This window comes from Neorhizobium sp. 05N33 (assembly GCF_056397445.1).
This window is the reverse complement of the sequence record NZ_JBFTNK010000016.1, coordinates 63,248-75,020: the sequence shown is the minus strand read 5'-3', so window position 1 is coordinate 75,020 and position 11,773 is coordinate 63,248. Positions and strand designations below refer to the sequence as shown.

Below are 11,773 nucleotides of genomic sequence, written 5' to 3'. Positions count from 1 at the left end.
AGATTTTTCGTGTTCATGATCTTACCTCTCCACCAGGGCCATTTTGGAGTTGAACCAGTTCATGAACAGCGAGGTCGTGATACTGATGCTGAGATAGACGGCGAGCCAGATCGACACGATTTCGATCGCTTGTCCGGTCTGGTTCATCGTCGTGCCGCCGGTCGCGACCAGTTCCGGAAAGCCCACGGCAATGCCGAGCGACGAGTTTTTCGTCAGGTTGAGATATTGGCTGGTCAGCGGCGGGATGATGACCCGCATTGCCTGCGGTACGACGACGAGGCGGGTCGTGGTGGCGGGCTGCAAGCCGAGTGCCGCGGCCGCTTCGCTCTGCCCTTTGGCCACGGCCCGGATGCCGGCGCGGATCGTCTCGGCGATGAACGAGGCCGTATAGAAGGACAGGGCCAGATAGAGGGCCACGAATTCCGGGGCGATCACCGATCCACCGGAGAGGTTGAAGCGGCCTGCGATCGGGAAATCGAAGGTCAGCGGAGCACCGGCGGCAAGGAAGACGAGGACAGGCAGGCCGACGATCAGCCCGATCGCCGTCCAGATCGTGTGGAACTGCTTGCCGGTGCGCATCTGCCGCCGTTTTGCCCAGCGCGCGACGAAGAAAGTCGCAACGATAGCGACCAGCAGCGCAATGGGGATCACCCATGCGGCGTCACCCCAGACGGGCCTCGGGAAGGCGAGCCCCCGGTTGTTGAGCACCATGCCGAGCGGCAGTTTGACCGAGTCCCGAACCTGCGGCAGGGACGAAAGCACGCCCTTGTACCAGAAGAAGATGATCAGCAGCACCGGAATGTTGCGGAAAACTTCCACATAGACGGTGCAGAGCTTTGCGATCAGCCAGTTCTTCGAAAGACGGCCGATGCCGATGATGAAGCCGATGGTCGTGGCGGTGATGATACCGAAGAATGCCACCAGGATCGTATTGAGAAAACCGACGAGGATGGCGCGCCCGTAGGTCGAATCGCTCGAATAGTCGATGAGCGAGGCGCCGATGTCGAAACCGGCGCGGCCTTTCAGGAACTGATAGCCGGAAGCGGTATGGGAACTTGCCAGGTTGGCGACGGTGTTGTCGAAGATCGACCAGCCGACGCCGACGACGATGACGAGCGTGAGGATCTGGAAGAAAATAGCCCGGATCTTTGGGTCGTAGATATAGGATCTGAGAGTTCGCGCTTCGGAAGGCGCAATTGCAGCGTGATCTGTCATGCTGGCCTTTTCCCCTGTGACCTCGTTTTTGAGGTCTTTTTCTTTTTATGCGTTTTTCTTTTTATGCCGGGGATAAGGCGGCTGAGCCGCCTTATCCCGTCTTGGTTTGGCCGATTAACGAACCGGCGGAGCGTATTGCAGGCCGCCCTTGGTCCAGAGCGCGTTCAGGCCGCGCTGGATCTTGAGGGGAGTGTTCTGGCCGATGTTGCGCTCGAACACTTCGCCGTAATTGCCGACGGCCTTGATGATGTTGTAGGCCCAGTCGTTGGTCAGGCCGAGGTCGGTACCGATCTTGGTATCCTTTTCGACGCCGAGGAAGCGGCGGACGTCCGGGTTGGTGGAGGATTTGCGGATGTCATCGACATTGGCCTTGGTGATGCCGAACTCTTCAGCCTGCACCAGTGCGTAATGCGTCCACGAAATGATGTCGAACCACTGGTCGTCGCCCTGGCGAACGGCCGGGCCGAGCGGCTCCTTGGAAATGATTTCCGGCAGAATGATGTGCTCATCCGGGTTCGAAAGCGACAGGCGCAGCGAATAGAGGCCGGACTGGTCGGTCGTGTAAACGTCGCAACGGCCTTCCTGGTAGGCCTGGTTCACTTCCGGCAGCTTTTCGTAAACGACCGGCTTGTATTCGAGCTTGTTGGCCTTGAAAAAGTCGGCGAGGTTAAGCTCGGTGGTGGTGCCGGACTGAACGCAAACGGCAGCGCCGGAGAGTTCCAGAGCCGACTTCACGTTGAGGCTCTTCGGCACCATGAAGCCCTGACCGTCGTAATAGTTGACGGTACGGAAGTTGAAGCCGAGCGCGGTATCGCGGTTGATCGTCCAGGTCGTGTTGCGGAACAGGACGTCGCCTTCGCCCGACTGCAGCGCCGTAAAGCGGGTCTGCGAGGTGGTCGGGGTGTATTTGGTCTTCGTTGCGTCATTAAAAATGGCAGCAGCAACGGCTTTGCAGTAGTCAACGTCGAAACCGGACCAGTTGCCCGATGCGTCCGGTGCGGCAAAGCCGGCGAGACCGGTGTTGACGACGCACTGAACGAAACCCTTGGACTTGACGGTATCCAGCGTGGCGGCCGATGCCGCCGATGCGAAGCCAAGGACCGCTGCGCCAATCGCGGCTGACAGAAGCGTCTTTTTCATTTTCCCAACCTTTATCTGTGGTTTTCTGTGACTTGATGGCACCAACCGCTCCCCTGTCTTTTCGAATACGGCCGGCCGCCCGCTAACCCTCCCGGTGCAGGCGTTGCTATCTCATTCGCAAAACAACGCAGGGTCAAGTGTCGCCATTTCGAATTGCGTCTGAAATGAGGTAAATTCGTTAACCCGGCTCAGAAAACGCTCAGTTACCTAAAGTTTAGGCAACGTATGATCAAAAGAGGTGCGTTTTCCGTGAGATGGAAGGTTGCCTGATGTGACTGATTTAAGCGCCTGTCGCGGGGTTGACCGGACCTTGTTGCGGCGGCAAAACTTTGTGTCTCCATTGCCAAAGAAAGCTCTCCCGACATGAAAAAGACGAACGAGTCCCTGTTCACCGGCGCTGGCCCCAATACGCGTCTCGCCCATATGGGCAACGACCCGTCCGACTACCACGGTTTTGTCAATCCGCCGGTCGTTCACGCTTCGACCGTGTTGTTTCCCGACGCTGCGACAATGGAGAAGCGGGCACAGAAATACACCTACGGGACCCGCAGCACGCCGACGACAGATGCGCTCTGCGCGGCCTTTGACGAGCTGGAGGGCTCGGCCGGCACCATTCTTGTTCCCTCGGGGCTGGCAGCGATTTCGGTGCCGTTTCTCGCCTATCTCTCGGCCGGCGACCACGCCCTGATCGTCGATTCCGTCTACACGCCGTGCCGTAATTTCTGCAATACGATGCTGAAGCGCCTCGGCGTCTCGATCGAGTATTACGATCCGGAAATCGGCGCCGGCATCGAAACGCTGATCAAGCCGAACACCAGGCTGGTCCATACCGAAGCTCCGGGCTCCAACACCATGGAGATGCAGGATATCAGGGCGATCGCCGACGTGGCTCACCGACACGATTGCGTCGTCACCATGGACAATACCTGGGCGACGCCGCTTTATTTCCGGCCGCTCGATTTCGGCGTCGACGTGTCGATCCATGCGACGACGAAATATCCGTCCGGCCATTCGGACATCATCATGGGCTCGGTTTCGGCCAACGCCAGGCACTGGCCCAAGCTCGAGGAAGCCCGCATTGCGCTCGGGATCTGCGGCTCACCGGATGATTCCTACCAGATCCTGCGCGGCCTGCGCACCATGGGCGTGCGTCTCGAACATCATCAGAAGAGCGCGCTCGATATTGCCACATGGCTGGAGAGCCGCGACGATGTCGCGCGCGTCCTGCACCCGGCGCTGCCGAGCTTCCCCGGCCACGCGATCTGGAAGCGCGATTTCAAGGGCGCCAGCGGCGTCTTCTCTTTCGTGCTGAAGGCGCAGGGCGACAGGGCGAAAGCCAAGGCGCATGCTTTCCTGGACGCGCTGTCCTTCTTTGGCCTCGGTTATTCCTGGGGCGGTTACGAGAGCCTCGCCGTGCCGGTCAATCTGTCGGACCGCACCATCCGCAAGGCGCCGCCGGAAGGTCCGGTCATTCGCCTGCAGATCGGCCTGGAAGACGTGGCCGACCTCAAGAAGGACCTGGAAATCGGCTTCGCGGCGGCGGCCGAGATCTGATCACCGCGCCTTGAAGCCGTAAAGCCAGTCGAAATCCGCCGCAAGCGATTGCGGCGGACGCAGCGACAGGACGATGTCTCGGCCGAGCCGGATCGGGCCGCGGGCGTGATAGGCGAAGCGGTTGAACAGGCCGCGGGCGCGAACCTTGGCGATCCGCCCCGTACGTTCGCTCTCGAAATCGGCGAGCGCTTGCGCAAGGGGCAGGGGACCGGTCATCCGGTTTGCGAGTACGAACGCGTCCTCGATCGCCATCGATGCGCCCTGGGCCGCAAACGGCATCATCGCATGCGCCGCATCGCCGATCAGCACCCTGTCGCGACCGTTGTGCCAGCGCCCGGCACTCACCTCGTAAAGCGGCCAGAAGGTCGGCTGTTCGGCCCTTTCGATCAGTTGAACGATACGCCGGTCCCAGCGATGGAACTGGCCGAGCAGCATGCGCCGCTGTGCATCGCCGGCTTGCGCATCCCAGGTCTTGCCGGGGCTGATGCCGGAGGCGATGGCGACGATGTTGAACCCGTCGATCTCCTTGAGCGGGTAGGCAACCACATGGGTCGACGGCCCGAGAAAGGCGGTGACCTGGCCTGCATCCAGCCAGTCGGGCCTGGCGCTGGCGGGGATTGTGAAGCGCCAGGCAACATTGCGCGAAAAATCCGGCTCCGGGCTGTCCGGTATGTCGGCGCGCAGATTGGACCAGACGCCGTCGGCGCCGACGATCAGGGGATAGGTTCTGCCGATGATTCCCGCCAGCGTCCCGTGCGGATCCTTGCGGACAGGCGTGTCCAGGTGGATGCTACAGAGCGGGTTCTGTTCGACCGCGGCAAGCAATGCCTGTTGAAGCGTCGCACGGTGGAGGACCCCATAGGGCGCACCCCAGCGCTCGCGGGCAAACCGCCCGACCGGCACATGCGCAAGCGGTCTGAGCGACGTCCCCGAAACGAGCGCAATCCGCTCCGGCTCGGTCCAGACGGCTTCGAGCGCGGGCAGGACGCCGAGTTCGGAGAGCACGCGCGAAGCGTTCGGCGATATCTGCAGGCCGGCCCCGACCTCGATCAGGGCGGGCGCCTCCTCGAAAATGTCACAGGCTATACCATGGCGGGCGAAGGCGAGCGCGGCCGTCAGCCCGGCCATGCCGGCGCCGATGATCGCTACTCTTTCGATAGGCATCTCGGAATGCCGATCAGGCGGCCTTGACGTGGAAGACGCAGCCCGGCGGATCGGTCTGTTCGGCCTTCAGCGACGGATTATAGCGGTAGAGGGTCGAGCAATAGGAGCAGACCTTCTCGTTGTCGTCGCCCATGTCGATGAAGATATGCGGATGGTCGAAGGGAACCGAAGCGCCGGTGCACATGAATTCCTTGACGCCGATCTGGATCAAGCGATGTCCGCCGTCGTTCTGGAAATGGGGAATGCTATGCCCGGCCATGATGGTCTCCGATACTTGAATGCGGCGCGTCTGATTTGCGCCGGACATTAGCCGTCCGCTTGGCGATTGTGTAGTGGGAAAACCGCCGCAGGCGCGTCGATTTCGTGTCGGGCACGGGTTCAAACGCCGCGGTTCATCCCTTATGTTCCCGGCGTCAATGAGGACTGCCCCGATGAATCTCAACGCGCCTGCCTTCTCCACGTTTTCCCATGAGGGTCTCGATCTTGCCTATTTCGACGAAGGCGATCCGTCGGGCGATCCGGTGCTGCTCATCCATGGGTTTGCCTCGAGCGCGCTGGTCAACTGGGTACATCCGGGCTGGCTGAAGACGCTCGGCGACGCGGGTTACCGGGTAATCGCCATGGACAATCGCGGGCACGGGGCAAGCGACAAGCCGCTCGATCCGGAAGCCTATCGGCCATGGGTGATGGCCGAGGATTCGATGGCACTCCTTGACCACTTGAGGATCCCGGAAGCGCATGTCTTCGGTTATTCGATGGGCGCCCGCATCTCGGTCTTTTCGGCACTCGCGCATCCGCATCGAGTACGTTCGCTGGTGCTTGGAGGCCTCGGCATCGGCATGACCGACGGGGTAGGGGATTGGGACCCGATCGCAGACGCCTTGCTCGCCCCTTCGCTCGATGACGTCAGCCATGCCCGCGGTCGCATGTTCCGCGCCTTCGCCGATCAGACGAAGAGCGACAGGGAGGCTTTGGCCGCCTGTATTCGCGGCTCGAGGGACCTGGTCACCCGCGCCGACATGGGCCGTATCGACGCGCCGACACTGATCGGGGTCGGAACCAAGGACGACATCGCCGGTTCCGCGCAGGAGCTCGCCGCTTTGATGCCGCATGCGATTTCCCTCGATATCCCCGGCCGCGACCATATGCTCGCAGTCGGCGACCGGGTGTTCAAGAAGGCGGTTCTGGACTTTTATGCGGAACTCTCCGCAAGGCCGTAGGTTTCTTCATTCTTACGATCAACGGAATGCGATTTTGCGCCCATTGGTCTCGGCGTAAACTTATTCTATATACTGGCCGTACGAAGCTCTACCGTACGGCAAACGAGGAGACGGCGATGGCCGCGAGAACTGAAATCCGCCAGGAGCCGGTCGCGACGATGGATCCCATCTGGGATACGTTGCGCCAGGAGGCGCGCGCAGCGACCGAGCAGGACCCGCTGCTCGCCGCATTTCTGTATTCTGCCGTGCTCAACCATCGCTCGCTTGAGGAATGCGTCGTGCACCGCATCTGCGAGCGCCTCGCTCATGCGGATATTCCGGACGTTCTCCTGCGCCAGACCTTCATGGAAATGTTGGCCGACTGGCCGGAATGGGGCGCGATCATGCGCGTCGATATCCAGGCGGTCTACGACCGCGATCCTGCCTGCCTGCGGTTCATGGAGCCGGTCCTCTATTTCAAGGGTTTCCACGCGATCCAGACCCACCGGCTGGCGCATTGGCTGTTCAACCGCGGCCGCCGCGATTTTGCGCTCTATCTGCAGAGCCGCTCCTCCAGCGTCTTCCAGACGGACATCAACCCGGCAGCCCGCATCGGCAAGGGCATCTTCCTCGACCACGCCACCGGCCTGGTGGTCGGGGAGACGGCCGTGATCGGCGATAACGTCTCGATCCTGCACGGGGTGACGCTCGGCGGTACCGGCAAGGAAGGCGCCGACCGCCATCCGAAGATTGCCAACGGCGTCCTCATCGGTGCCGGCGCCAAGATCCTCGGCAATATCGAGGTCGGCTCGTGCTCCCGCGTCGCCGCGGGCTCGGTGGTCCTGAAGGCCGTTCCGCCGAAGTCGACCGTCGCCGGCGTGCCGGCAAAGGTTGTCGGGAGTGCCGGGTGTTCGGAACCGTCGCGCCTGATGGACCAAATTCTCGGGGCTGACGACTGATTCGTCTGCGTTCGCCTTGCCGCTCGCCCGACATCGACGGCTCACGGAATATCGTGAGCCGCTGAACATCGGGGAAAGAGCGGCAAAGGCTATTTCTGGCGGCTTTACTTTCGCCGTTGTCCCATGCCAAAAGCGCCGCAACCGAGAACCGCTGACGGAGAGAGACGTGAAACCGGACGAAATCAAGAAGCTCGACGCCTATTTCAAGCGCGTGATCAATCCGCAGGCCATCGTCAAGGCGCGTCCGCGCAAGGACGACTCGGCCGAAGTTTACCTCGGCGACGAATTTCTCGGCGTCGTCTACATCGATGACGAGGATGGCGACCGCTCCTATAACTTTTCGATGGCGATCCTCGACGTCGATCTCTAATCGATCTCCTTGCGTTGTCGGCGCAAAAAGAGGGCTCAAAATCAGGTCCTTGGCCGCTCTTGCGGCGGCCTGAGCACCTAGATCCACATGGTGTTGCGTGGGTTGGGTTACACCCACCGACGGCCGCAAAGGCAATGCACCGAAAGCCGATGTCCTTTTCGAAAACCTTACCGCCAGATCATCAGGGGCGATACCGCCTCTGACAGTGATCGCCTGCGCACCAAATTGCCCGGAAAATTGCAGTCGCTGTTATTCTCTACAATCTTACTCGCGCCAAAAAATATACGCTGGACAAGCACCTCATGCTCAGCGCGCTCTGATCGGACGCTGCTTCTCAAAATTCTAGCGATTCTGCAGGCTCGCCTGACTTCGTAATGTTCGGGCAATTTTCGCCATATCACTGGATGAGCGCCGCCGCGGCAGAGGATCCGGAGACCTACATTGCGCATATTATTGCTTGAAGATGAGCCGGAAATGGCGGCGGCATTGATCACCGCACTTGGACGCCGTGACATCATCGTCGACCATGTGAGCACGCTTGCCGATGCCGAATTGATGGCTCGGATCGGGACGTACGACGTGCTCGTATTGGATCGCCGGCTGCCGGATGGCGAAGGCCTCGATCTCATCCCCGTGCTTCGCTTCCAAAAAAATACCACCCCGGTCCTGATGCTGACGGCACTTGCTGGTGTCGATCACCGCGTCGAAGGGCTCGATGGCGGAGCCGACGACTATCTCGGCAAACCTTTTGCGATCGAAGAACTGCTGGCGCGATTGCGCGCGCTGCAGAGGCGCTCGCCGACGGTTTCCGCCGAGCGATTTTCCCTCGGCAATCTGACGGTCGATCCACGCAGCAACGAAGTTGCCGTTGCCGGAGGTTTCATCGATCTGGCGCGGCGAGAGTATCTGGTCGTCGAGGCGTTGATCCGGCGCGCGAACCGCATCGTCACACGATCGATGCTGGTGGACGCCGTCTATACGATCGACGACCAGATCGAGTCCAATGCCCTGGACGCGCATGTCTCGCGAATCCGGCGCAAGCTCGGCATCGCCGGAGCATCGGTGGAAATCCGTGCGGTCCGCAACATCGGATATCTGTTGCGGGTCAGCTCATGAGACCGCGCACTGGCCGCTCGCTCAAATGGGTACTGACCCGGCGCCTGATTGGTCTTCAGGCATGCCTCCTAGTGTTCTTCTTCGCCTTGCTCGCCGGATGGGTCTGGATCATCGATCCCGAACTCGAAGACACCAATGAATCGGTCATCCGCGTACTCGCAAAACACGTGGTACGCCAAGCCGACGGCACGCTCGATATGGCTGACGTGCCGGAGCTTGGCGAATTGACACGTCGGTATCCTGATCTGTGGTTCATCATCAGGGATGACAGGAACAATCTCTATCGATGGGGCGTCTTTCCGAAAGAGTTGCTGACCGAAGTTTTCCCAATGTCAATCGAAGGGGCAACATTGAAGGGCGGCCCGAGTGCGCACGTGGCGGTCGGCAATCGCGACACGCCGATCGGTCGGCTTCAGTTCGTGGCATCGACAGACCGCATCGGTGCGAAAAACCAGGATGTCAATATCTGGATCAGTCTCGACATCGATGTTCCCGAGGGCGGCGGCGGCGCGGAAACGTTCTGGCTGACTGTGGTACCGGCGACCGGCGTTATTCTGGCCATTCTGGTGGTTCCGATCCTGCTCGTGACCGGCGCGGCAACGCTGATCGCCACACCTTACTCGATCGGACGGTCGCTGACCGGTCTGGTCGAGACAGCCAACCAGGCAAAGGCGATCGAATTCGAAACCCGGTCGGCTCGCCTCAAGGTTTCGAAAGTTCCAAGCGAGATCGTTCCGCTTGTCGATGCCTTCAATCACACACTTTCCAAGCTTGATCACGGCTACAGGCAGCATAGCCGCTTTCTGGCCGATGCCGCACACGAACTGCGCACGCCGATCGCGATCGTGCGAACGCGGGCAGACCTTTTGCCGGAAAGTGCGGACAGTCGGCAACTGCTGCGGGATATCGATCGTCTTTCCAGGGTCGCGCACCAGCTGCTCGACATCCAGGCTATCGGCGCTGGTTCTCAGGCAGCACAGATGGTCGACTTGAACCAGCTGGTCGGACGGATCGCTGCCGATCTCGCACCTGGAATTATCGATGCCGGCTACGATTTCCTCTTCGAGCCGGCTCCTGCCGAGGCACCCTTCATGATCTATCCCTCGACGATAGAGCTTGCGGTGACCAACTTGATCCGCAATGCAGTCGATCATTCCGGGTACAAGGGCGCGATCGCGGTCTCGGTCGATGCGCAGGGCTTCATCGACGTCTGTGATGAGGGTCCCGGCATCCCTCCAGCGGAACGTGGCCGCGTGTTGGAGCCGTTCTACCGGCTGAATACGCACTCGTCCGGCGCAGGCTTGGGGCTCAATCTGGCGCGCAAGGCGGCGGAGCTTCATTTCGGGCGGTTGCTGTTTGCCGATACCAACAGCGGGTTTCGGGTGCGCCTTGAGATCGGTGGGTTGGACGGCAGCCGGGCCCCGACCGATAGCAACTCCCTTTGAGGGTGGGACTAGCTTGCCTGCGGTCGGTAGCCGTCATTCGCAGAGGCCTTCGACATCGGTAATGCACTCGCAATCTTCGCCACGTAGCGAGCGGTAGAGCCAACTGGAGCCGCCGCTATGCACAAGAAATTACTATGGAAAATACGTCGAACGCAGTCGTTCTTTGCTCTCGCAGCCGTTGCGCTGCTGGTAAGCTGTGCATCGCAGATCATGAAAAACTATGTCGGAGGGCCGCTGGAGGCGGTGATACTGGACTACGGGCCACCCGACAACGTCGTTGAAATCGGTGCCGGTCAAAGGGCCTATCAATGGCGGCGCGTCAACACGGAAGCGGTGGCGGGCACCACCAGTGGCGAAGTTCGCCAAACACGTCATGGCGAACGTTATGAGGTCTCCCAGTCGCCAGGCTACGTCAAGGAGACCGAATGCTTCTACACCTTCTACGCGCGGGCCTCCGGGACGCAATGGTTCGTCACGAATTTCCGTAGGCCGCAACTCGAATGTGAGTGACCGACCTACCGCAGCCGAAGATCGCCGCGGCGGATTTCATGGAATTATGAAAATCAAAGCCCTGCAGCGCCTCTCGAAAAGACGAGCGGCGCTGCAGGGCTTCAGGTGGTGCGCGAGAAATGCCATTCAGCCGAAGGGCGGGTGGTCTCAGATATAACCTGCTGCGTGCTGCAATAATCCAAACTTGTTCCCAAGCCCTCAGATCCGGATGATTTTAGGCCGGCTTGGCCTGAAATCTGATTCCGAAAACGGCTCATGCGGCTTCCGCCGCAAGAGACGCTGCAGCACTTTGAATGGCGGCATGATGCGGTCGCTAACACGATTCCGTTTCGAGGAATTATGCGCTAAGGCACGCGCTACCCTGAGTGACATGCCTTAGAAGCGCAGGTTTATGCCTGCCTTGATCACGTGGCTGTTGATATCCGCACGTGTGGTACCGGCATCTGTGGTCGTCTTGACGTCCGGGGTCACGATGTAATTGTACTCGACCTTTGCAGAAAGGCCATTTCCGAAAGCCTGCTCGACGCCACCGCCGACCAAATAGCCGCCTTCCCAGCCCGGGCCGCGCCGAATGTTGTTGCCGTTGTCGAATTTGGTCATCGCATAACCGGCAGTGCCGTAAAGGAGCGTCTTGTTGAGGCCCACCCCGACCTTGGCTTTGGCGGCCAGCCGCCACTGCTCTTCAAGTTTGCCTCCGTGCACATTCTGATCGGCGCCGCCCAAATGGGCGCCCTCGACTTCTGCACCCAGCACGGCGGAGTTGAACTGGAGATTGTATCCGGCCTGTGCCCCGGCGGCGAGGCCCCTGCCATCGGAAAAGGGATTGAGATGGCTGGAGGCAACACCGGCATGTCCGCCGACATAAGCGCCGGTCCAATCGTACGTGGCCGGTTGGCCGTAGGGCGCCTGGACGTAGGAATTGTCCAAATCGGCTGCCACGGCAGCTTGGGAAAGCAACATGGCGAAAGCGGCTGACAAGCCGAAACGTGTTCTCATCGAAGGCATCTATGACTCCAAACAAAGCGCGGCGCCCTTCAGCGCGGCGTGAAGTGAACATGGGGGCGTGAAAGAAGGCTCCCGCGAACCCTTCGAGACATGTCC

The 11,773-nt window shown here is 60.5% G+C and carries 12 protein-coding genes; 7 read left to right on the top strand and 5 right to left on the bottom strand.

Annotated elements, in window-relative coordinates; all coding sequences use genetic code 11:
* Positions 1-21 precede the first annotated feature (21 nt).
* On the bottom strand, positions 22-1,215 hold the full coding sequence (locus AC1DLT_RS26655; protein ID WP_477488747.1) for an amino acid ABC transporter permease: 1,194 nt from the start codon (positions 1,213-1,215) through the stop codon (positions 22-24).
* A 114-nt stretch (positions 1,216-1,329) separates the two neighbouring features.
* A complete protein-coding gene (locus AC1DLT_RS26650; protein WP_038542559.1) occupies positions 1,330-2,355 on the bottom strand; it encodes an amino acid ABC transporter substrate-binding protein in 1,026 nt (341 codons plus the stop codon).
* A 363-nt stretch (positions 2,356-2,718) separates the two neighbouring features.
* On the opposite strand from AC1DLT_RS26650, the gene AC1DLT_RS26645 reads away from it, so the two are divergent.
* A complete protein-coding gene (locus AC1DLT_RS26645) occupies positions 2,719-3,909 on the top strand; it encodes a cystathionine beta-lyase (RefSeq protein ID WP_477488746.1) in 1,191 nt (396 codons plus the stop codon).
* Here the strand turns inward: AC1DLT_RS26645 and AC1DLT_RS26640 are convergent, their stop codons facing one another.
* On the bottom strand, positions 3,910-5,073 hold the full coding sequence (locus tag AC1DLT_RS26640; protein WP_477488745.1) for an FAD-dependent monooxygenase: 1,164 nt from the start codon (positions 5,071-5,073) through the stop codon (positions 3,910-3,912). It lies immediately after the preceding gene.
* A gap of 13 nt (positions 5,074-5,086) precedes the next feature.
* Positions 5,087-5,332, bottom strand: coding sequence for a zinc-finger domain-containing protein (locus AC1DLT_RS26635; RefSeq protein ID WP_007758304.1), 246 nt, complete (start codon positions 5,330-5,332; stop codon positions 5,087-5,089).
* Positions 5,333-5,504: 172 nt separating this feature from the next.
* Here AC1DLT_RS26635 and AC1DLT_RS26630 point away from each other — a divergent pair, with 172 nt between their 5' ends.
* From AC1DLT_RS26630 to AC1DLT_RS26605, 6 genes are all read left to right on the top strand, one after another.
* On the top strand, positions 5,505-6,293 hold the full coding sequence (locus tag AC1DLT_RS26630; RefSeq protein ID WP_477488744.1) for an alpha/beta fold hydrolase: 789 nt from the start codon (positions 5,505-5,507) through the stop codon (positions 6,291-6,293).
* A gap of 116 nt (positions 6,294-6,409) precedes the next feature.
* Entirely contained in the window at positions 6,410-7,231 is an 822-nt protein-coding gene (gene cysE, locus AC1DLT_RS26625) for a serine O-acetyltransferase (RefSeq protein ID WP_038586319.1), read from the top strand.
* A gap of 166 nt (positions 7,232-7,397) precedes the next feature.
* Positions 7,398-7,601 carry a DUF3126 family protein gene (locus AC1DLT_RS26620; RefSeq protein WP_038542569.1) on the top strand — a complete coding sequence of 68 codons (204 nt, stop codon included), beginning with the start codon at positions 7,398-7,400 and terminating at the stop codon, positions 7,599-7,601.
* 441 nt (positions 7,602-8,042) lie between these two features.
* On the top strand, positions 8,043-8,717 hold the full coding sequence (locus AC1DLT_RS26615) for a response regulator (RefSeq protein ID WP_477488743.1): 675 nt from the start codon (positions 8,043-8,045) through the stop codon (positions 8,715-8,717).
* Complete coding sequence (locus AC1DLT_RS26610; RefSeq protein ID WP_477488742.1) at positions 8,714-10,162, top strand: sensor histidine kinase; 1,449 nt, start codon at positions 8,714-8,716, stop codon at positions 10,160-10,162. Before AC1DLT_RS26615 ends, AC1DLT_RS26610 begins: the two co-directional genes overlap by 4 nt.
* 117 nt (positions 10,163-10,279) lie before the next feature.
* A complete protein-coding gene (locus AC1DLT_RS26605) occupies positions 10,280-10,672 on the top strand; it encodes a hypothetical protein (protein WP_038542575.1) in 393 nt (130 codons plus the stop codon).
* A 375-nt stretch (positions 10,673-11,047) separates the two neighbouring features.
* Here the strand turns inward: AC1DLT_RS26605 and AC1DLT_RS26600 are convergent, their stop codons facing one another.
* Entirely contained in the window at positions 11,048-11,677 is a 630-nt protein-coding gene (locus tag AC1DLT_RS26600) for an outer membrane protein (RefSeq protein WP_477488741.1), read from the bottom strand.
* Positions 11,678-11,773 lie beyond the last annotated feature (96 nt).